This window comes from Planctomycetota bacterium, from assembly GCA_033763975.1.
Taxonomy (GTDB): Bacteria; Planctomycetota; Phycisphaerae; order Phycisphaerales; family UBA1924; genus RI-211.
The window spans coordinates 203775-225225 of the sequence record JANRJM010000018.1 but is presented as its reverse complement, the minus strand read 5'-3'; the positions used below and the strand labels follow the sequence as shown (position 1 = coordinate 225225).

Here is a 21451-nt window from a genome sequence, read left to right as displayed (position 1 = left end):
CCATGAAACGCAAACAAATCGCCCTCGTCGTCTGGCTCGCGCTGCCCGTGCTGGTTGTCGCGTTGCTGTGCTACGCCATCGCGGTGTCGCTCGACAGCCGCGACGAGCAGCGCGACCTCTTCCCGCCCAAGGGCGCGGGCGCGGGAGACACCGGGGGCGTGAACGCCGCGGGCGAGCTGCTCGCGGGGAACCCCGCGAACCACGGCACGCGCGAAGGGCGTGAGGCCGACGCGGCTGCGCCGGCATCCGAGCCCGATCTGGTGCACCCCGAGACGCTGCCGCAGGGGTTCGTCCTGATCGTCGAGGACGTATCGAAGCGCGCGACCGAATCGTCGCCGGTGTTCCTGGCCGGAACCATGAACGCGTGGAATCCCGGAGACGCGAAGTGGAAGTTGCAGGCGCAGAGCGACGGCCGCTGGCGGATCGTGGTCCCGGCTCTTGCCGACCAGAAACCCATCGAGTTCAAGTTCACGCGCGGCTCGTGGGCACTGGAGGAGCTGACCGAGGGCCTCACACCACCCGCGAACCGCACGCTTCCGAAGATCGACGCGTCCAAGCTCGCGCCCGGCGAGCGCCCGACCTTCGACTTCCGCGTGCCGGCGTGGGGCGATCAGAAGCCCGGCGCGGCGGCGAGCGCGCCGGAGGAGCCGGTGCGCGTCAAGGGCACGGTCCGCCGACTGCCGCTCGCCGGCGGGGTGGCGTCCGGCACGCGCGAGCTGCTGGTCTGGCTTCCCCCGGGCTACGACGATCCGCGGAACGCGGCGGTGAAGTACCCGGTGCTCTACCTGCACGACGGGCAGAATCTCTTCGAGAAGCCGGCGTCGGCCCCGGACGAGTGGCACGCGGACGAGACCGCGGACGAGTTGATCCGGCTCGGGCGGATGCGCCCGGTCATCATCGTCGGCGTGCCGCACGCGGGTGCGCAGCGCGTCTCGGAGTACCTGCCCGTAGCGGCGTTGGACGCCGGGACGCCCGCGCGGGGCGACGAGCATGTCGAATGGTTGGTGCGTGAGGTGCTCCCCCTGGTTGAACGGACGTTCCGGGTGAAGCCGGGAGCCGACGAGACGGGGATCGGGGGATCGTCCTTGGGCGCGGTGATCGCGCTGCACGCCGCCAGCAAGCATCCGGATCGGTTCGGCCTGGTGCTCGCCGAAAGCCCCTCGCTGGTCCTCGGCGCGCCCGGCGTCATGCGCGCCTGGGCCGAGTCGGTCGCGCCGCCGCGACGGGTGTTCCTCGGCGTGGGCACGGCGGAGACGGGCGACGCGCCGGCGTCCGCGGACCGCAACCGGGCGTACGTCCAGGCGGTGGAAGACCTGGACGCGCGATTCAAGAGGGCGGGGCTTGGGCCCGATCGGCGGCTGCTGATCGTGGCGCCGGGCGCGACACACACGGAGAGCGCCTGGGCCGCACGCCTGCCGATGGCGCTGTCGTTCCTGTTCCCCCCGCCGCTCGATTCGACGAAGTAGCCGCGCGCGGGGGCGTTCGTGCGACTGCCGACACTCAAGCCGTACCGCATGTTCGAGCAGTTCGACGGGCTGTCGGACGCCGAATGCGCCCGGATGATGATGGACGCGCGGATCAACTGGCCGTGGCTCACGGTGCGCTGGCCGATGGTTATCGGGCTGGCGTTCGTGGTGGGGTGGCCGACGCTGATCGGGCTGCTGTCATGGCCCGGCACGGCGGCGTACGCGCCGGGCCTGATGAAATGGGTGCCCCTTCCCCGCACCGCGGAGTGGATGATCGTGTTCCTGGTCGTGACCGGGGTGGGCGGGGCGGGGCTGGCGTGGGCGCTGTCGCGCGACGCGGGGATGTGGCTGGCGCTGAAGCGGACGCTGGAGCGGAGTTCGTGCCGCAAGTGCGGGCAGAGCCTGACCGGCGTCCCGGTGCAGACGATCGGGGCCGAACCCGACCCGGCGAAGCAGTTCGTGCGGTGCCCGGAGTGCGGGAAGAAGTGGGTGCTGCTGGACATCGGGCTGACGCCGCGCGATCTGGTCCCGTTCGAGCAGCGGGGCGTGCCGACGGACTTTGCGCGCAAGCGTCCGCGCGAGGCGTGGCGCGCGGGCGCCCGGTGAGGCAACCGCGCCGGGGGCGGGTGCGTACCGTGGATGCCGCCCGGATCGCGCGCGGGGGAACCGCAGGCCCCCGGGCGCGGCGAAGGGCGGACGGCGTTGGGATCAGGTCGCGGAAAGTCGGGTCGTCCCTCGCGGACGCCCCGGCGGGAGGTTACGCTTGTCGCAGACCGACACGGTCGTTTCAACAGGCTTGGCACCGGGGCCACGCGGAGCGGGCCCGGCGCCGCAGAGCGGGGGCGTCGCACCGATGAGCGTTGAAGCCGAGATTCAGACGTCCGCCCGGGATGTCGGGCACATCCAGATGGGGCGGAAGAAGAAGAGCGATCCGCACGCGACGCGCTGGGGCAAGTTCCTGCAGGCGTGCATCAAGTTCGAGGCCTCCGACCTCATCATGAAGTCGGACCAGCAGCCGAAGGTGCGGATGCGCGGCGCGCTGAAGGCCATGGACACCGAGCCGGTGTCGACCGAGGAGTTCTGGGGCATCGCGCAGGCGATCCTGAGCCAGGAGCAGGTCGACGACCTGCACAAGTTCGGCTCGGTCGACTTCGCGTACGACTACGACGACCACAACCGCTTCCGCGTGAACCTGTTCCAGGCGCGCGGACGCCTCAGCGTCGCGGCCCGCCTCATCACCAGCAAGATCCGCAAGTTCGAGGACCTGTACCTCCCGCCCATCATGAGCGAGATCGCGATGCAGCCCCAGGGCATCGTGCTGCTCAGCGGCGTGACCGGCTCGGGCAAGTCCACGACCATCGCCGCGATGCTCGACTACGTGAACGAGCGCAAGCCCGTGCACATCGTGACGATCGAGGACCCGATCGAGTACATCTTCACGGACAAGAAGGCGACGATCAACCAGCGCGAGATCGGCATCGACTGCCTCGACTTCAAGATCGCGCTGCGGGCACTCGTGCGAGAGAACCCCGACATCGTGCTCGTCGGCGAGATGCGCGACAACGAGACCTTCGAGGCCGCCCTCCACGCCGCCGAGACCGGGCACCTGGTCTACGGCACCATCCACGCCAGCAGCACGACGCAGACCTTCAGCCGCATCTACGGCCTGTTCGAGCAGGAGGAGGTCGAGGGCGTGCGCCGCATCCTGGGGTACCAGATGCGCGCGTTCGTGTACCAGAAGCTGCTCCCCACGCTGCGCCCGGAGATCGCCCGCATCCCGGGGCTCGAGATCCTCATCAACAACACCGTCGTGCGCAAGCACATCCTCGAGGCGCGCGAGGGCGAACTCCGCGAGTACCTCAAGAGCGTCGAAGCGCGACAGACGGGCATGAAGGACTTCAACCAGAGCCTGGTGGAACTGGTCGAGCAGGAGTACATCCACGTCCGCACGGCGATGGAGGCAACCCCCAACGCCGACGAACTGATGATGCGCCTCAAGAAGCTCGGCTGAGCACACGGCCACGCCTCGCGCTATCGGACGAACTTGCCGCGCACCGACCAGCCCGGGCGGCGGCGTCACACCGTCGCCCAACGGCGGCACGTGTCACGTACGCCACTCTTGCCGAAACCACGGGAATGTGCGATGCTTCACGCTATCGCCGGGGGTCGGGCCGCGCGGGATCGCGGATGGAGGCAGGCATGAACAGTGGTCGCATGATCGGGTGCGTGGCCGGGACGATGCTGGCGCTGGCGACGGCGGGCGCCGAGCCCGTGGGGCTGCTGTACAAGGCCGTCGTCGGGCACGCGCGAACGCAGGACACGCCCGCGCGTCGTGAACGCTCGATCGGGGTCGACGTGACGGGAGCGGCCCGCCTGGCCGTGGGCGACCAGGTCCGGTTCGATCTCTTCCCCGGCACGACGCTCACCGGCACGGTGCGCTCGGCGCGCGACGCGCACGGCTTTCGCGAGATCCACGGGCATCTGTCGGGCGACCCCGACGGGACGTTCCTGATCATCGCCGGGCGGGGCGTCGCGACCATGGAAGTGCGTTCGACGACGGCCGGCTCGTTCGAGGTGCGCCACACCAGCACGGGCGGGTACGTGGTGCGTGAACTGGACGACGCCGGCTGGAAGCCCTGCGGGTGCGGGCGCGAGCACGAGGTGGGGGGCGGGCCCGCGCCGGGCGGCCATCAGGGCCCGGGCGGGTACGAGGAGCGCGGGACGCCGGTGATCCGCGTGCTGGTCATGTACACGCCCCTGGCGCGCGACGACGAGGGCGGGGACGCGGCGATCGAGAGCCGCGTGGCGTTCGCGCTGAGCCAGGCGAACGCGGCGTACATCGCGAGCCAGGCGGACGTGCAGCTCGAACTCGCGTACACGGGCGTGATCGACTACGTGGAATCGGGGAGCGCGAGCACCGACCTGGGGCGCTGGCGGAGCACGACCGACGGGATCATGGACCGCGTGCACTGCATCCGCGACGCGGTGGGCGCCGACATGTGCGCGCTGCTGGTGAACAACTTCAACGCGTGCGGCATCGCGTACATCATGACGAACGTGGGGCCGGGCTTCCAGAGCAGCGCCTTCTCGGTGACGGACAAGGACTGCATCGGCGGGTACACGTTCGCGCACGAACTCGGGCACAACATGGGGTGCGCGCACGACCGGGACAACGCCGGGAATGCGGCGTACTCGTACGCGTACGGGTACCGCACGCCCGACGCGGTGTACCGGACGATCCTCGCCTACTCGCCCGGGACGCGCATCGGGCGGTTCTCGAACCCGAACATCTCGTTCAACGGGTACGTGTTGGGCAACCCGCTGGGGCAGGCCGATGAGACGTACAACGCGTTGGGGATCACGAACACGGCGCCCGTGATCGCCGCGTTCCGCACCGGCGGGGCGCTCTCGCCGGACTACAACGACGACGGGAACGTGGACCAGGACGACATTCTCTGCCTGGTGCAGGCGGTGGCCGGCGACCCGTCCTGCTCGGGCGGGGGCGATCCGGACTACACCCGGGACGGGAACGTGGACCAGGACGACGTTGCCCAGTTGACGCAGCTCGTAGCGGGCGCGTTCTGCCCCTAAGTCGGGCGGCGACGAGGAAGTCCGAACCCCCGGCGATTGGTCCGGGGGCGTCGGATCTGGTAGACTTTCACGCATTCTCCGGGGGGGTCCTCTCGGAACCGGTCGCATCCGCACGCGCGGGGGATCGGTAACGCTCCGACGGGCGCGAGCGGCGTCGGCGGAGCGGGGCCCACCGATGTGCCGACTTCACCCCGGCGCCACCCGCGCCGACAGGAACCGCCGATGTCCGTGCCGCTGCTGAGTCTCGCCGAGGCCTACACGCTCGTCTCGCCGTGGAAGCCCTTCCTGCTGCTGATCCCCTTCATTCCCTGGGCGATCGTGGTGTCGAAGGTGCTCGACAAGCACGCCGCCCGGTTCATCCTCCCGCGCCAGCAGTGGGGCGCGACGCACGTGATCGCCGGTCTGGTGGCGGTGATCGTGGCCATCAGCATCCCGATGAAGAGCGAGGCCGCCTTCTGGATCGGCTGGGGCAGCATGGTGCTCATCCTCATCGCCGATGTCGTGGCGTTCGCGCTGATCACGAACAAGGACGATCGAGTTCCCGAGCAGCACCGGCTGACGATCGACTTCTCGAAGTGGTCGGCGGCCCGCGAGGAAGCCGCGAAGAAGAAGCTGGCCGGTCGCGTCGAGCTGGTCATCAAGGGGCCCGACAAGCAGCTGGTGTCGGCGCCGCAGGCCGGCACGCCCGAGTTCGACACGCGCGTGCTGGCCGAGACCGCGCTGATCCGCGCGATCGACGCCCGCGCGTCGCAGGTGGACTTCGTGCCCGGGGGCGGCAAGGACAACGCGTACGCCGCCTCCCTGCTGGTCGACGCGGTCCGCACGCCCGCGGTGCTGATCGAGGCGCCGCAGACGAAGGACGGCCCGCCGCCGCCGCCGCCGGGCGTGCTGCCGGGCGCCGAGGCGGTCAAGATCATGGACTTCTGGCGCACCGCCGCCAAGTTCGACGTGAACGACCGTCGCAAGAAGCAGATGGCCGACGTGATGGTCGAGCGCGGGATGCAGAAACTGAAGGTCCGCGTGTCGTCGATCGGCGCGCAGGCCGGGCTGCGCACGACGCTGGTGCTCGACCCCGAGGGCCAGGTGCGGCGCAAGGTGGAGGCGCTGGGGCTGCTCGAGCCGCAGGTGGCGGCGCTCAAGGAACTGGTCGAGCAGGCGCAGGGGCTGGTGCTGATCACGAGCCCGCCGGACTCGGGGCGCACGACCACGCTGTACTCGGTGCTGAAGATGCACGACGCCTACACGCGGAACGTGCAGACGCTGGAGATCGAGCTGCAGGACACGCTCGAGGGCATCCGCCAGAACAAGTTCGAGCCGGCGGCCGACGGGCCGGATTTCGCCACGACCGTCCGCTCGATCCTGCGTCGTGATCCGGACGTGGTGGGCGTGGCGGAGATGCCCGACGCCGCGACGGCGAAGGAGGCCGCGAAGGTCGACGCCGAGCGCTGCCGCGTCTACCTCGCGTTCAAGGCGGACAACGCCCTGGCGGGCGTGCAGACGTACGTCAAGGCCGTGGGCGACCCGGAGGCGGCGTCGAAGACGCTGCGGGGCGTGATCGCGCAGCGCCTCGTGCGAAAGCTGTGCCAGAACTGCCGGGTGCCCTACACCCCGTCGGCCGACATGCTCAAGAAGCTCGGACTGCCCGCGGACAAGGTGAAGCAGTTGTTCAAGAAGGGCGGGCAGGTGCTGGTGAAGAACAAGCCCGAGGTCTGCCCCGCGTGCGCCGGGGTCGGGTACATCGGGCTCGAGGGCGCCTTCGAGATCTTCCCCATCGGCGAGGGCGAGCGGGCGCTCATCAAGGCGCAGGACTGGAACGGCCTTCGGATGGAGATGCGCAAGCGCAACCTGCCGACGGCCCAGCAGGCCGCGCTCCGCAAGGCGCTCGACGGGATCACCAGCGTCGAGGAAATCACGCGGGCCATGGCGGACGAAGCGAGCGCGCCGGCGCCCAAGCCCCCGCCGCCCGCGACGGGCGGCCCGCGCGTGCCGGCGGCGCCGGCGAAGTCATAGCGGGCGATTCGCGGGAGTCGGAACGGGCGGGTGCTTGGGACGGGGTCGGTCGGGTCGGTGTGCCGGGGAACAAGACGTATGGTCATCAGTCTTCTCAGCGTCGGGATTGTCCTGCTGATCGCGTACCTGTGGATGACGCGCGGGTTCTTCTCGGCGCTCATTCACTTCCTGAGCGTCATCATCGCCGGGGCGGTCGCCTTCGGGGTGTGGGAGCCGCTGGCGCAGTTCTTCCTCGGCATGGGCAGCGCCACGGGCTTCATCGCCGGCTCGGCGTGGGCGCTGGGCCTGGCGATCCCCTTCGCCGTCACGCTCGCGCTGACGCGGTTCATCCTCGACAAGATCATCCGCGCGAACGTCGACGTGCCCGGCGCGCTCAACATGGCCGGGGGCGGGCTGCTCGGCCTGGCGTCGGGCGTCATCTCGGCGGGCGTCTTCGTGATCGCATCGTCGAATCTGCGGTACGACATGCTCGGCAACCGCTCGTTCGCGTCCGACCCCTCGGGCAACGTGATCCGCGAGGGCGGGCTCTGGGTGCCGTTCGACGCCATGACCGTCGCCTTCTACTCGCACCTCTCCGAGACGGCGTTCCGCACGCCCCAGCCCATGGCGCAGTGGCGCCCCACGGCCCATGAGATCGGCAACGCCGCGCGCATGTCGCCCTTCGAGGGCAGCGGCCGCAACACCTTCCGCGAGGGCGATTTCGAGGTCAAGGCCCGCTTCACCGTCGGCAAGGGCGGGTCCAACTTCTCCTCCCTCCTCTCCGATCGCTGGAACACCACGCCCCAGAGCGTGACCGACCCCAGCGGCAACCCGTACCCCGCGGGCACGCACGTCGAGGGGTACGTCGTCAGCTTCCAGGCCGGCTCCAAGGAGAAGGACGGCCAGACCGCCGTCGGCAACGCCCAGGTCTCGCTCCTGCTGCGCAACGCGACCGGCGAGCACATGATGGTGTTCCCGTTCGCGGTGTCCGCCTCGGCCGACCCGCGCACGCCCGGGGCCGCCCGCTTCCGCTTCGACGGCGCGGACGTGTTCATCGCGTCCGTCGGCGGCGCGTCCGAGTCGCTCTTCGCGTTCGAGTTCCCCTGCCCGCCGGGCTACGAGCCCGTCGCGCTCTTCGCCAAGGGCATCCGCGTTCGGGTCGATTCGGGCCCGCTGGCGCAGGCCCGGTTCACCTTCAGCGGCCCGACCGACCGCGACGCGGGGCTGGGCTCGCTGGGCCTGGGCGACCTGGCGGAAGTAACGCAGACCACGGCGAGCAGCGGATCGACAACGCCCGCCCCCTCGCAAGGGCAGCAGATCGCCGGGCTCGACACCAGCGCGGTCGTCGCGGTGGGCGACGGGCGGGCGTACCAGGAAGGCCGCCTGCCCGAGGGCGTGTCCGCCTCGCTGCGCCTGCCGTGGAACCTGCTCATCCAGAAGGGGCAGCACGGCGGGCTGGAACTGAACGAAGACAACAACAAGAACCTGATCGTGGGCGGGGAGGCGCGCATCATCCTGAAGGAGATGCCGACGACTCTCACCGAGAAGCCCTTGAAGGTCGAGAACTTCCCGGCCGATGCCACGACAGTCCTGGTGCAGGTCGAGGTGAGCCCGAGCAGCCGCACGAGCATATTGGGCGGGGCCATCACCGCGGCCGAGAACATCCTGCCCCCGGTGCTCGTCGACACGCAGGGCGAGAAGTACCAGCCGATCGGGTACGTCTACACCGACGAGACCGAACTGCGGATGAAGTTCGAGCCCGGCGATCCGATCCGGTCGATGTCGCAGTTGCCCTCGCTCTCGCGCAGCCGCCCGGCCCAGCGGATGGTCCTGCTCTTCCGCGTCAGCCTGGGGCGCGAGGTGCGGTTCTTCGCGAAGGGCAACAAGGTCATCTACGAGTACAACCCGCCCTTCAAACTGAACCAGCGCCAGGAAAACCGCTGATCGGTTCCGGCCAGGCTTGAGTCCCCGTTCAAGGAGGAGGAGCGATGCGAATCCGGAAGCACGTGATCGCTGCGCTCGCCCTCGGCGGCCTGGCGTCTACCCACGCCTGGTCACAGCCGGCCTTCGACCCCGCCGTCGTCGTCGGCTCGCTCAACTCCGACCAGATCACCGAGGCCTCGGGCCTGGGCGCCTCGCAGCGCAACCCCGGCGTGCTCTGGACGCACAACGACTCGGGCGACTCGGCCCGGGTCTTCGCGATCGACACGATGGGCCGCCTCCTCGCGACGTACAACCTGCCGGGCGTGCTCGCGCTCGACTTCGAGGACATGTGCATGGGCCCGGCGCCCGGCGGCGCGTGGTACGTCTACGTCGGCGACATCGGCGACAACCTCGCCTTCCGCCCCAGCATCGCCGTGCACCGGTTCGTCGAGCCCGCCGTCTCGCTCTCGCAGTGGACGGCCCCTACCACGCAGGACGCGGTCGGGCGCGAGTCCATCACGCTGCTGTACCCGGACGGGGCCAAGAACGCCGAGGGGCTCGCGATCGACCCGGCAACGGGCGATCTGTTCGTCTTTACGAAGCAGTCGGGCACCACGCGGGTGTACCGGGGCGAGGCCGCCGCGCTCGTGAACGGCGCCACCGTCACGATGTCGCTCGTCGCGACGTTCCCGCTGAACCTCGCGACCGCCGCCGACATCGCGCCCGACGGCTCGTTGATCATCGCCAAGAACCTGACGTCCGCTCTGGTGTGGTCGAGGTCTCCCGGGCAGACCGTGGGCCAGGCGATGAGCATCGCCGGCACGCCCGCGCCCGTGCTCGTAGGAGAGCGCCAGGGCGAGGCCGTCACGTTCGCGCACGACCTTTCGGGGTACTACGGCGTGGGCGAACGCCTGAACGCGCAGGTCTGGTTCTGCGCGCGGGTCATCTCGTGCGACCCGGACATGAACGGCGACGGCAACGTCGATCAGGACGACATCGAGTGCCTCGTGCAGGCCATCTCGGGCACCCCCGCCTGCCTCGCCCCCGGCGCAGATGCCGACTTCACCGGCGACGGCAACGTCGATCAGGGCGACGTCGAGGCGCTCCAGCAGGTCGTCGGCGGCCAGCCCTGCCCGTAAACGAACGGCACTGGGCACTGGGGCGGAGTTCGGGACGGCGAACGAGAACGAGAACGGGAAGCCGATTCCCCTCACGCGCCGATGTACTTCGCGTATGTCGCCCGGGCCTTGGCCGCGTCGCGCGTACCCCGCACGATCGCCCGCGCATCCTCGAACAGCGTGAACTCGACGCCCTCGATCCTCGCACGCACCATGAACGGCGTCGCCCGCACCTCGCCCAGGGGCGAAAGACGGCGTGCGATCGCGGCGAGGTCGATACGTCCCGCGCTGCGGGGTGAGATCTGCACGCTGTCCTGGCCGCAGAGCACCGCGTCGTCCGCGACGGCGCTGTCGAGGAACTCGAACCGCCCGTGCACGCACGTCTCGCACTCGGGATCACGCTCGGGCAGGCGCATGGTGCGCACCTCGCCCGTCCACACGTCGAGGCTCCGCACGAGCGGGGGTGGCGGCACCGCACCGGCCAGCACGCGGATCGCGTCGCCCGCCTGCATCGCGCCCGCGACCGCCGCGGCCGGGCCGAGCACGCCCGCCGTCTCGCACGTGGGCTGCGAGCCCGGGGCCGGCGCCGGGCCAAAGACGCATCGCAGGCACGCGCCGCCGGGCGCGAACGTCGCCACGCGCGCCCCCGTGCCGATGACGCCCGCGTAGCACAGCGCGATCCCCTCTCGCACGCACAGGTCGTTCAGCAGGTACCGCGTCTCGAAGTTGTCGGTGCAGTCGAGCACCACGCCCGGCCGCGTCGGGGCGAGCAGCAGTTCCGCCGCGTTCGCGGGCGTCACATCCCCCACCACGGCCCGCACGCGCACCTCGGCGTTCACCTCGCGCAGGCGCCGCTCGGCGGCGATCGCCTTGGGCAGCCCTTCGGACGCGTCGCGCTCGGTGAAGAGCGTCTGGCGGTGCAGGTTGCCTCGCTCGACGAGATCGCGGTCGATGAGCGTGACCGTGCCGACCCCGGCCCGCGCGAGCAGATCGGCCGCGGTGCAGCCGAGCGCGCCCACCCCCACCACCGCGGCGTGGGCGCCGAGCAGCCGCTCCTGCCCGGCGTCGCCGAACTCGGGGAGAATCCGCTGGCGTGCGTAGCGGTCGGTCACGCGGCAACGGTAGGGGCGGCCATGAAAAAACCCCCGCCGGAGGCGGGGGTCGAGAGTCGAGCGTGAATAAGCCGCAGAACGGCGCTTGGGTCCGTCAGTTCGCGAAGTGGGCGAACGCGCGGTTGGCCTCGGCCATGCGGTGGGTCTGGTCGCGGGTGGCCATCGCCTTGCCCTCGCCCCGGGCGGCGCCGTAGAGCTCGTCGGCGAGGCGCTGCGAGATCGGACGCCCGCGCTCGCTGCGCACCGCCTCGAGCAGCCAGCGGAACGCGAGCGACTGCTGACGCGTGCGGCTCACCTGCATCGGCACCTGGTAGTTGGCGCCGCCGATGCGCTTGCTGCGCACCTCGACGAAGGGCTTCACGTTGTCGATCGCGCGGTGGAAGACCTCGATGGCCTCCTTCGGCGCGTTCGGGTCGGTTTCCTTGGCCAGGCGTCCCTGGATGATCTCGAACGCGTCGTACACCACGCGCTGCGCCACGGACTTCTTGCCGTCCTGCATCACGCAGTTCACGAAGCGGGACAGCGTGCGATCTCCGAACCGGGGGTCCGGGCGGAGCTGTTCTTCGGCGGCGGTGAAACGCTTGCGACCCATGGGAACTCCTTCGGCTGGCGCGGCGTCGCCGCGTGTCGTTCACCCATCGGGCCCGGTCAAGGCCCGAAGGGTTACTGCCGGTGCTATGCGCCGGGCGGCGACGGTGCCGCCCGCGACGCGGGGAAAGACTCAGGACTTCTTGGAGCGCTTCGCGCCGTACTTCGACCGGCCCTGCTTGCGTCCTTCGACGCCCAGGCAGTCGAGCGTGCCGCGAACGATGTGGTAGCGCACGCCCGGGAGGTCGCGCACGCGTCCGCCGCGGACGAGGACGATCGAGTGCTCCTGCAGGTTGTGCCCTTCGCCGCCGATGTACGCCGTCACTTCACGCCCGTTCGAGAGGCGGACGCGGGCGATCTTGCGCAGCGCCGAGTTGGGCTTCTTGGGCGTGGTCGTGCGCACGATGAGGCACACCCCGCGCCGCGAGGGGCTGCCCGTCAGGTCCTTGACCTTCGACTTGCGCGGCAGGGGGCGGCGGGGGTTTCGGACCAGTTGGTTGATCGTCGGCATGCGCAGTTCGTTCCGCGGGCAAAGGGACCCGTCCCGGGAACGCCCGGACACGGGAGGGAAGTGTAGACCTCGCCCGACGCGGGGCAAGTGCGCCGAGCGCCCGGCGCCGTCCCGCCGGCCCCTATCCTCCGCCATGACCCCCAGCACGACCCCCGAGACCCCCCCGCTCTCGTTCCGCGCCTTCCAGAGCCTCATCCGCGACCGCTACTACCCCACGGACTCGGCCCGCGGCACGCCCGGCACGTTCATGTGGTTCATCGAGGAAGTCGGCGAGCTGGCGACCGCCCTGCAAGACAACGCCCCCGGGCGCACCCCCACCCCCGCCCAGCGGGCCAACCTCGACGAGGAGTTCGCCGATGTCATCGCCTGGCTCACCACGCTGGCGAACGTGAACGGCGTCGACCTGGAGCACGCCCTGCGCAAGTACACGCAGGCGGGCGTCGAGGGCGTGAAGCACTAATCGCGGGGTGCGCGGGGCGCCGTCGCCCGCTCCGGCCCGGACGCGTTGGGTGCCGGGGTCGGCTCGGGATGGGCGCGCTTCTCGGTGGGGTCGGCGTACGCGGTTCGCGGCACGCCGGTCACGACGCGGAGCTTGAGCCAGATGAGCAGCGCGAAGCCGCCCATGAGCATCACGGAGAGCAGGATCGTCTGACGGCGTCGGGCGAACTTCATGGATGCCTCCGGCTTAGCCGCCCTCGCCGGCCGTCTCGTTGCCAGCGCCGCCGCCACCACCACCGCCACCACCACCGCCACCACCACCGCCACCACCGCCGCCCGCACCACCGCCGCCGCTGCCGCCTTCGGCGATGAGTTGCACGGTGACGCGCCCGGTGTAGGCCTCGATACGGATGCGGAACGTCTGGCGCGAGCCGGTGATGTCGACCCAGCCCTCGTCGGCGGGAACGCCCGTGCCGGCGCCGGTGACGGGCCCGCCGAGGGTGTCGAAGACGAGCGTGTTGCCCGGGAGGTTGATCTCCGAGAACTCGGCCATGCCGAAGGTGTCGATGTTGATGCGCCGTTCGTCGATGCGGTTGAGGTCTTCGTCGATGGTCGAGCCGACGACGTCCACGATGGTGTAGCGCTGGTCGGTCGTGGACGAGTGGAAGACCATCGCGCGTTCACGCTGGAAGGCGATGGCGTCCGACTGCGCGACGGTGATGTCCGAGATGACGGTGCGGACGGCGCCCTGCACGCGCAGCACGTCCGTCGAGGCGAACGAGGGGACGATGAGCGCCCCCGCGATGCCCAGCACGGTCACGACCACCAGCACCTCGACGAGCGTGTAGCCAGGGCGTGGACGGGCGAACATCGCGACTCCTCTCCTCCCACGCCGGTCAGGGCTTCTCGCCCGATTCCTGCACGCGCACGGGGGGCATCTCGACGACCTTCACGTTCAGCACGCGCGACATCGCCGCGTCCAGCCGGTCCAGACGCGCGGATATGCCGCGCAGTTCGGCGATCATGATCTTGCGCTGCTCGGCGGCGTTGGTGAGCCCGGTCGCTTCTTCCGGGGGCAACGCCGAGGCCGCCCCCGGCTGCGCGTGCGCGTCGGCGACGAGGTCGGACGGGCCCCGCCCCAGCGTGATCGCGCCCAGCAGCACGACGATCAGCGTGAGCATGATGTTGGTGTAGGTCCGAGCGCCGCCGGAAGCCGCCTGCCGCGTGGTCATGTGATTCCTCCGCAATGGGGACGGCTGGTACATCGGCGGTCGGGCGGGGCGTGAATAGTCGCACGCGCGGAAAGGAGTGTCCGAGAACCCCGGGTGACGGATCAGGGGCGGGGGAAGGCGGCGTCGCTCGCGTCGTACCCGCCGGCCCAGACCTGCCCGCTCGTGGGGTCCCAGATCCAGCCGTAGGTCGTCTGGAAGGCCGTGTCGGCGGAGTTGCGGATGATGATGGTCCGGGCGTTGGCCCCGCCCACCCACATGTTCGCGGGCGGCTGGGCGAAGTAGGGCGGGGTGGTCGTGAGCAGTTCGCCCCACGTCCCGTTGCCCGCGGTGATGGACGGGTACACGTTGCCGGCACGCACGTAGTAGATCGCCAGCGCCTTGCGGATCCGGTTGAGCTGTTCCTTCGTGCTGGTTTCCTGGGCCTGCCCGGTGGCGTTCGCGAACTGCGGCACGACGATCGCCGCGAGGATGCCCAGGATCACGACCACGATGAGGATCTCGACGAGCGTGAAGGCGCGTCGGCGACGAATGACAGCGAGCATCGGATCCTCCCCAGGGCACGCGAGACCACCTTCCGCGCGCCGACCGTCGAAGCGCCCGCGCCGCCTCTCGGCGGCGGGGGCGATGATCAAGCAGAGACAACGTCCCGGGTGTTACGGCGTGCCGGGGGTGATGACGTCGTTGACTTCGTCGTAGTACGTGGCGCCGAGCTCGCCGTTGGTGATGTCGTAGTGCCAGCCGGCGTTCGCCGTGGCGGTCGCGCTGAGGGTCGTCTGGAAGCCGTTCGGCGCGGCGGGGTTGCGCGGGGCCTGCTTGATGTACCCGTCGCTGAGGTCGCCGTCGCCGTTCGGGTCGATGAGCTGGTCCCAGCCGTTGGCCACGAGATCGGGGTAGGCGTTCGTGCGAGCCTTGTAGAGCTCGATCTGGTTCTGCAGGCTCTTGATCTGAGCGCGCAGGTTGCCCTGCTGGGCGTCCTCGGTCGCGTTGGTGAACTGGGGCACCACGATCGCCGCCAGGATGCCGAGGATCACGACCACGATCAGGATTTCCACGAGCGTAAAGGCCTTCTTCGTCCGCTTGCGCATGCGCACACACTCCTTGCCGGAACAACCGTGACCGCCGGAGCGACGTTGCGCCGGCTCACCTGACACAGGCCCGCTCTCCGAGCGTCCCACGCCGCCACCCCGGTTCCTGGCGGTGGTGACGGGATCAAGCATCGGATTGGCCGGCGCCGGAGCGCACCGCGAGCGCTCGCGCCGACCGCGCGAGCGCACGTCTGCGCGGGCGGCACGGCTCTTCCGGACGCCATCCGGACGTTCGCCACGGAAGGACGCCGGTTATCAGCAGCGCTTCGCCCGCAGCGCACCGCGCGCAACGAACACCGCCCCGCGAGAACGCGGGGCGGGTGGATGGTGCGGCGTGTCGGTGTTCCGATAAAGGGTGGCGGCTAGCGCCCGCCGAGGATCAGCGGGCGGATCTGCGTGTTCGAGACGCCCAGCGACCCGAGCAGGGCCGCCGCGGCGACCGCCTCGTCCTCGGCGCCCGACGATGCCACCTCGAGGATGCGCGTCAGATGACGCTGCTCGAGCAGGTTACCGAACTGGCGCGCCGACTGCGAGGTCTTCTCGAGCAGGGCGACCCGCTCGGACCCGGAGGCGTCGAGCGCCGCGTCCGCGAGCGCGCGCTGGCAGCGCTCCTGCCCGATGCGCGAGAGGATCTCGGCGACGTCGAGGCGCGACTCGCCCCCGTCGGCGAGCGCGCCGACGAGCGGCAACGCCGCGTCCGCGACGTTCAGCACCGGGTTGTTCGAGACCGCCAGGTCGCGCAGCACGCCAAGGCTCCGGGCCCGATACGCCCGGGCTTCCTCGTCGGTGATCGGGCCGCCGGTGCTGATGTTCGCGAGTTCCGTGATCGCCGCGGCGACCGCGTCATCGCCCCGCCCGCTCACGCGGACCGCCACGCCCGAGTTCACGTCGTACCGGTTCCGCAGGGCGCTGTAGGCGTCCGCGCCGGTGATGCCCAGCACGGGCGTCGCTGCCAGCTTCGTCGTGCCCTTCACCGCCTCGACCAACTGCGGGAACCGCTCGGCGTTGAGCCCGACGCTCACCACCATGTCCACGGCCGGGGCCTCGGCGATCGGCGCCTCGAGATCGGCCAGCGACCGCCCCTGGGGCATGACGGAATAGCCGAGGCGCTCGAGCACGCGCCGGACATTCTGGTACGACTCGGCGTCCTGCGCGATCACCGCGGCGTGCCGCACCGCCGCCTCGCGCACCGTGGAAGCCAGCACCGGCACCACCCGATCCGAGCCCGCGAAGACCGCGTCGGGCTGGCTGGCGCCGATGGCCAGCGCCGCCTCGTACTGCACGCGGCGGTTGGGGTACGTCAGCGCCTCGATGAGCGGGGTGCGCCCGGCGAGGCCGGCGCCCGCCGACTTTCCGCCGGCCGTGCGTTCCACCGCCGCCAGCGCCCGGCGCGCCAGCGGGGTATCACGATCGTCGATCGCCCGGGCCAGCACGCGCGTCGCGACGTCAGCGCCGCCCGCCACGCCGTAGTACTCGGCCCCGCGCCGCGCGTTCGTGCCGCTCGTGGCGTACGCCGGGTTCACGTACCCCTCGGGCGAGTCGATCTCGCGCGAGAAGTTCGCCGCCACCCACAGCGCCAGCGTGTCCGCCGAGCCGGGGTCCGCCTCCAGGCGCATGGCCCGCTCGGCCAGGCGCATCGCGACGGCCTCGTGGTACACGGGCGTCACGATCGCGGTCATCGCCAGCCCGCCCTCGCCGTCGAACGACCACAGCAGCTGGTGCGACTCGCCGGGGAAGCTCACGGTCTCGGGCTTCTCGTCGTAGTAGGCCTCGCCCAACTCGGTGTAGAGCTGCGCGACGCTCAGCCCGTTCGTCCCGCCCAGGCGCTCGATCGCGCGGTTGCACGCGCTCCGCACCGGCTCGGACTGCGTGGTCGACGCCACGTCCGCCAGCACCGGCAGGCTGCTGCGCCACGGGATCACCCCCAGCACGTCCGCGATCTGCTCCTGGTGCACCGGGGGCAGTTCGGGCAGCACCGCGCTCAGCGGCATGATCGCCTGACGACCCAGCTCGATCATCACCTGGCGCACCTCGGCCCGGCGCGCGGGGTTCTCGCGGCTCAGCAACGCCGCCAGCAACTGCGGCATGGCGTACTCCCCCGCCGCCAGCAGGCGCTGACGCGCCAGCAGCTTCCCGCGCAGCGTGCTGTCCGTCAGGTCCTTGATGCTCGTCTCGATCTCCTGCGGGTCGCGCGCCCGGGCCACGCGCCCGCTCTGGTACGCCTGCATCATCCGGGCGGCGACGTCCTGCAACTGCTGCACGCGGATCGCCCGCTGCCACGCGTCCTCGGCCCGCGACGGGTCCTCGCTGCGCTCGACGAAGTCGACGAACGCCCGATCGTCGAGGTTCAGGTCCAGGATCTGGCGGGCCATCGCCTCCGCCAGGTCGTACCGCTGGATCCGCACATAGTGGATGAAGTCCGCCAGCAGACGCTGACGATCCGCCTCCTGCGCGCGGGCCTCGGCGCCCGACGCCGCCTGCCCGCCCGGCTGCGCGTGCGCAACGCCGGCGGCGAGGAGCAGCGACAGAATCGCGACCCGATAATGACTACGGACCAGCCCGCCCGCGCGGGCACGGAGACCTTCGGCGTGCTTCACAGAACGACTCCTCGGTCACGCGTGCCGCGACCGTTGCGCCGGACGAACACCCGCCGGGCCTCTCCGCCCTGACGGACACCGCCCGTTGTAGTGCAGCGAACACTGTACCGGGGCGGGGCGGGGGGCGTCAACCGGGCGCCCCCGAACCGCTCCGCCCTCCCCGGGCCCGTCCTTCGCGCGCCGGCTCCGCCCGCCTGCCCGAACAGGCCCCGCGTCCGAACAACGCCCCGCGCCCGGTCCCGTAACGCGAACTACGCGCGTCATCGCCCGCACGGCTGAACCACCCGGGCGGAGACGCCGATCCCTCAGTCGCGAGTGGCCCCCTGGCCTGGGCGACCGGGGACCATGCTTCGGCCCACCCCCCATGCGTTCCGAGAGGTGAGACATGCCGTTCGACAAGGAAGTCCTGACCACCGGCGAGGTCGCGAAGATCTGCAACGTCGCGCCCCGGACGGTGTCCAAGTGGTTCGACTCGGGCGCGCTCAAGGGCTACCGCATCCCGGGCTCACGCGATCGGCGTATCCCCTCGGGCGAGCTCATGAAGTTCATGCGCGCCCACGGCATCCCGCTGGAGGGAGTCAACTCCGGACGCACCCGCGTCCTCATCGTCGACGGCGAGCGAGAGGTCGTCGACACCCTTGAGAAGATCCTCACCGACCAGACCAGCTACGACATCCACACCGCCACCTCCGCCTTCGCCGCCGGCATGGAGTGCGAGAAGTTCAAGCCCCACGTCCTGCTCCTCGACCTCCACCTCGGCTCGGACAGCGACGCCAAGGCCTTCGCCGACAACGTCCGGCGCAACGAGCACCTGCAGTTCACCAAGATCGTCGCCATGAGCGGACGCCTCACCGACGGGCAGAGCCAGTCGCTCCGCTCCAGCGGCTTCGACGGGTTCCTCAAGAAGCCCTTCCAAGTCCGCCAGGTGGTCGAGGCGATCGAGGCCGCGACGAACCTGGTGGCGTGAACGCATGCCGCCGACATCGGGCTTCCCGATGTCGACGCGTGGAACACGACGATTCTGAGAACACCAAGATCACTGACTTCCGAAGACGGAAGTCAGTGGCACGGTATCTCAACCCGCGAACGCGATCATGTTACTATTATGTATGGCAGATCGGTGCCACCTGCCGGCTCCGATGCGAGTTCGCATGACGAGTTCCCTCCGCGTAGTTGGCGAGATTGCCAACACGCAGAGAATGCAGAAATCGGAACTTGCGTGCAAGGGCAATTCGGGTCGCAGAAAAATTGTGGATAACTTACTTCGCGCGAGTATTCGCAGTGCGTAACCGTCTGTGCAACAGGAGTATAGATACAATTGCAGTCGTCAGAACGCCGGAGCTCGGCACGACTGCGGCAATCCTAATTGATGAAAACTCAATATTGCTGCCCGGCGAACCTGCGGAAATTCCGTACATGCGGTCGGATTCACTGGCTGCGGCAAGGGTACCACCCGCAGCCGAGCCGTCAGCGTATCGAAACCATCCCACCTGTGGAATCTGCAGGACACTCTCCGTCCACTCCCTCGCCCCGCCCGCGACGTCGGTGAGCCCCCAGGGGGACTGCACGCCGGGGTAGGTGAGGAGCGGGATGTCGTACTGCGCGAAGTTCGGCAGCGAGAACCCCGCGTTGGCCGTATTACTTTCGCTGCCGCCCGGCCAGCCGGCCGGCGGGCCGTACTGGTACGGCGTGTCGCTTGCGTTGCTGTACTGCCACCAGCCGCCGTTGTTAGGATTGGCCGGGTCCCAGTGCGCGGCCTTCATCCACTCGTCCAGCGTCGGGATCCAATAGCGCGCGTCCGGGTGGCGCGTGAGCTGATCGGTGAACGTGCCGTCCGGGTTGTCGCCGAAGGTGCTGGTGTCGTACGCGCCGTCGGCCAGTGCCGCCACGGACGTGGACATGTTGTTGTGCATCCAGTTGGCGAAGCGGGCGGCGGTGCGCCACTCGATGCCGTAGACCGGGCGGTTGCCCGCGTCGGGCGCGTTCGCGACTCGGTACCTGGTTCCCGGGCCTGTGTACGAGGTGTCGACGACCGCGCCCCAGACCACGGGCAGCGGGAGGATCGAGTTCGGCACGGGGTCGGGCCGCGCTTTGAAGGTGTTGATGAACGCGACCCACTGCGCGGTGGTGAGCTCGCCCTTGGCGATGCGGTACTCGTAGCCGACCGAGCCGCGTCCTGTAACGTGGCCGAACGGGTCGGGGCCGTTGTACGCCGGGTTGCCTGGCGAGCCGATGGTGACGAACTCGATGCCCGAGGGGTCGGGCTGGGCCGCGGCAGGGGCAGCGCACAGCGCCGCGAGAACCCGACCAAAGACCGAAATCCAGCACGTCGCGCGCAGCGTCATCGGCAGACCTCCCGGGGGGACACTCCGAGTGTGACACGATCTGCGGGCGCGGCAAGGGGAACGCGGCCTATGTGCCACCGACATCGGCTGCCGATGTCGGTGCTCCGGGCGTGACGAGTGCGGACCGGACAGGAGCACTGACTTCCGAAGACGGAAGTCAGTGGCACGGCCAGCGAAGTGGAAGTAGCCCCCTCCGGCTCGAAGGCTCGCCGGCACCGCCGTGGGCGAGGACCGGTGCGGGCTGTCGGTGGCGCTTCGGGCTCGTCGGGCTTCGGAATTGTTACAGCAGCGGGTTCTTCGCGCCGTGCACGTACTCGCGCGTCGGGCTCAGGTTCGGCATCGGGTTGAAGAACACGTCGCTGTAGAGTTCGGCCTCGAGGTCGGGGATCGGGCTGTTCTCCGCGAACTCGATCGCCGCCCGCACCTGCTCCTTCACGTCGGCCTGCAGGTCCATGAACCCCTGCTCGGTCAGCACGGGCGAGCCGTCGGCGTTCTTGCGGACGCTCATGAGCACGTGCGCCATGCGGTCGATCGAGTCCTTGCTCTTGAACTGGTCGACCTCGTCCTTCGTGCGGTACTTCTGCGGGTCCGACATCGAGTGCCCGAGGTAGCGGTACGTCTTGAGGTCGACGAAGGCCGGCTTCTGGTTCTCGCGGCACCAATCCGCGAGGGGCTTGAACTCGTCGTAGAGGTCGATGACGTCGAAGCCGTCGATGATCTCGCCCCGCATGCCGTACGCCGCGGCCTTCTTGGTGAGGTCTTCGGCCATCGTTGTGCCGCGAGCGATGGCGGTGCCCATCGAGTAGCCGTTGTTCTCGACGATGTAGATGACGGGCAGGTTCCACAGGGCGGCCAGGTTCATGGACTCGTGCAGCACGCCCTGGTTCAGCGCGCCGTCGCCCAGGTACGTGAGGCACACCTTCTTCTTCGGGGCCTGGTCGGGCGTCACGCCCGGGTTCGGCAGCGGGCGCCTCAGCACTTCCCACTCATAGCGAGCGGCGAAGGCCAGGCCCGTGCCCAGCGCGGTCTGCGCACCCACGATGCCGTGCCCGCCGAAGAGCCAGTTCGGCTTGTCGAACATGTGCATCGACCCGCCCTTGCCCTTGGCGCAGCCCGTCGCCTTGCCGTACATCTCGGCCATGCACGCGCCGGCGTCCATGCCCCGGGCCAGCGCGTGCCCGTGGTCGCGGTACGCGGTGACGACCGGGTCGTCGTGGTTCACGCTCGCGATGGTGCCGACGGCGAGCGCCTCCTGCCCGATGTACAGGTGGCAGAACCCGCCGATCTTCGCCTGCTGGTAGGCCTGCGCGCAGCGGTTCTCGAACTCGCGGATCAGGATCATGTCGCGCAGCCACTTCACGAGCGTCGCCGCGGGCAGCGCGTCGCTCGGGCGCCCGCCCGACTCCGGGCGGGTGCGGGGCGCGTGGTTCGTGGTCATGGACTTCTCCGCGGCTGC

Annotated in this window: 20 protein-coding genes; 9 read left to right on the top strand and 11 right to left on the bottom strand. The window is 70.0% G+C overall.

Annotated elements, in window-relative coordinates; genetic code table 11:
* Positions 1 to 2 precede the first annotated feature (2 nt).
* From SFY69_12850 to SFY69_12820, 7 genes are all read left to right on the top strand, one after another.
* Positions 3 to 1466, top strand: coding sequence for an alpha/beta hydrolase-fold protein (locus tag SFY69_12850; protein MDX2132932.1), 1464 nt, complete (start codon positions 3 to 5; stop codon positions 1464 to 1466).
* Between the two features lie 18 nt (positions 1467 to 1484).
* Positions 1485 to 2072, top strand: coding sequence for a hypothetical protein (locus tag SFY69_12845; protein ID MDX2132931.1), 588 nt, complete (start codon positions 1485 to 1487; stop codon positions 2070 to 2072).
* 247 nt (positions 2073 to 2319) lie between these two features.
* Positions 2320 to 3477 (top strand): PilT/PilU family type 4a pilus ATPase, encoded by a 1158-nt coding sequence (locus SFY69_12840; GenBank protein ID MDX2132930.1) that lies wholly within the window; start codon positions 2320 to 2322, stop codon positions 3475 to 3477.
* A gap of 188 nt (positions 3478 to 3665) precedes the next feature.
* The gene (locus tag SFY69_12835) at positions 3666 to 5057 is read left to right on the top strand and encodes a M12 family metallo-peptidase (GenBank protein ID MDX2132929.1); all 1392 of its coding nucleotides are present in this window, start codon (positions 3666 to 3668) and stop codon (positions 5055 to 5057) included.
* Between the two features lie 222 nt (positions 5058 to 5279).
* The gene (locus SFY69_12830) at positions 5280 to 7067 is read left to right on the top strand and encodes an ATPase, T2SS/T4P/T4SS family (protein ID MDX2132928.1); all 1788 of its coding nucleotides are present in this window, start codon (positions 5280 to 5282) and stop codon (positions 7065 to 7067) included.
* Positions 7068 to 7145: 78 nt separating this feature from the next.
* Positions 7146 to 8990 (top strand): CvpA family protein, encoded by a 1845-nt coding sequence (locus SFY69_12825; GenBank protein ID MDX2132927.1) that lies wholly within the window; start codon positions 7146 to 7148, stop codon positions 8988 to 8990.
* Between the two features lie 44 nt (positions 8991 to 9034).
* The gene (locus SFY69_12820) at positions 9035 to 10108 is read left to right on the top strand and encodes a dockerin type I domain-containing protein (GenBank protein ID MDX2132926.1); all 1074 of its coding nucleotides are present in this window, start codon (positions 9035 to 9037) and stop codon (positions 10106 to 10108) included.
* A gap of 71 nt (positions 10109 to 10179) precedes the next feature.
* On the opposite strand, the gene SFY69_12815 is transcribed toward SFY69_12820, so the two are convergent.
* The 3 genes from SFY69_12815 to rpsL all read right to left on the bottom strand — a co-directional run bounded on the left by SFY69_12815 (position 10180) and on the right by rpsL (position 12298).
* Positions 10180 to 11199, bottom strand: a complete 1020-nt coding sequence (locus SFY69_12815) for a ThiF family adenylyltransferase (protein ID MDX2132925.1) — start codon at positions 11197 to 11199, stop codon at positions 10180 to 10182.
* A 94-nt stretch (positions 11200 to 11293) separates the two neighbouring features.
* Positions 11294 to 11791 (bottom strand): 30S ribosomal protein S7, encoded by a 498-nt coding sequence (gene rpsG, locus SFY69_12810; protein MDX2132924.1) that lies wholly within the window; start codon positions 11789 to 11791, stop codon positions 11294 to 11296.
* A gap of 129 nt (positions 11792 to 11920) precedes the next feature.
* Entirely contained in the window at positions 11921 to 12298 is a 378-nt protein-coding gene (rpsL, locus tag SFY69_12805; protein MDX2132923.1) for a 30S ribosomal protein S12, read from the bottom strand.
* A gap of 133 nt (positions 12299 to 12431) precedes the next feature.
* Here rpsL and SFY69_12800 point away from each other — a divergent pair, with 133 nt between their 5' ends.
* Entirely contained in the window at positions 12432 to 12758 is a 327-nt protein-coding gene (locus tag SFY69_12800) for a MazG nucleotide pyrophosphohydrolase domain-containing protein (protein ID MDX2132922.1), read from the top strand.
* Here the strand turns inward: SFY69_12800 and SFY69_12795 are convergent.
* The 6 genes from SFY69_12795 to SFY69_12770 form a co-directional block, all read right to left on the bottom strand.
* Complete coding sequence (locus SFY69_12795; GenBank protein ID MDX2132921.1) at positions 12755 to 12970, bottom strand: hypothetical protein; 216 nt, start codon at positions 12968 to 12970, stop codon at positions 12755 to 12757. The two genes, SFY69_12800 and SFY69_12795, sit on opposite strands and share 4 nt — an antisense overlap.
* A 13-nt stretch (positions 12971 to 12983) precedes the next feature.
* A complete protein-coding gene (locus SFY69_12790; protein MDX2132920.1) occupies positions 12984 to 13607 on the bottom strand; it encodes a prepilin-type N-terminal cleavage/methylation domain-containing protein in 624 nt (207 codons plus the stop codon).
* Positions 13608 to 13632: 25 nt separating this feature from the next.
* Positions 13633 to 13968 carry a hypothetical protein gene (locus SFY69_12785; GenBank protein ID MDX2132919.1) on the bottom strand — a complete coding sequence of 112 codons (336 nt, stop codon included), beginning with the start codon at positions 13966 to 13968 and terminating at the stop codon, positions 13633 to 13635.
* A 101-nt stretch (positions 13969 to 14069) separates the two neighbouring features.
* Positions 14070 to 14510, bottom strand: a complete 441-nt coding sequence (locus SFY69_12780) for a type II secretion system protein (GenBank protein ID MDX2132918.1) — start codon at positions 14508 to 14510, stop codon at positions 14070 to 14072.
* Positions 14511 to 14621: 111 nt separating this feature from the next.
* Positions 14622 to 15053: a type II secretion system protein gene (locus SFY69_12775; protein ID MDX2132917.1), complete on the bottom strand. Its 432-nt coding sequence runs from the start codon at positions 15051 to 15053 to the stop codon at positions 14622 to 14624.
* A 362-nt stretch (positions 15054 to 15415) separates the two neighbouring features.
* Entirely contained in the window at positions 15416 to 17650 is a 2235-nt protein-coding gene (locus tag SFY69_12770; protein MDX2132916.1) for a hypothetical protein, read from the bottom strand.
* 385 nt (positions 17651 to 18035) lie between these two features.
* Here SFY69_12770 and SFY69_12765 point away from each other — a divergent pair, with 385 nt between their 5' ends.
* Complete coding sequence (locus SFY69_12765; GenBank protein MDX2132915.1) at positions 18036 to 18617, top strand: response regulator; 582 nt, start codon at positions 18036 to 18038, stop codon at positions 18615 to 18617.
* Between the two features lie 292 nt (positions 18618 to 18909).
* Here SFY69_12765 and SFY69_12760 read toward each other — a convergent pair whose 3' ends face one another.
* Positions 18910 to 19995, bottom strand: coding sequence for an SUMF1/EgtB/PvdO family nonheme iron enzyme (locus SFY69_12760; GenBank protein ID MDX2132914.1), 1086 nt, complete (start codon positions 19993 to 19995; stop codon positions 18910 to 18912).
* Positions 19996 to 20275: 280 nt separating this feature from the next.
* Positions 20276 to 21433: a pyruvate dehydrogenase (acetyl-transferring) E1 component subunit alpha gene (pdhA, locus tag SFY69_12755; protein MDX2132913.1), complete on the bottom strand. Its 1158-nt coding sequence runs from the start codon at positions 21431 to 21433 to the stop codon at positions 20276 to 20278.
* Positions 21434 to 21451 lie beyond the last annotated feature (18 nt).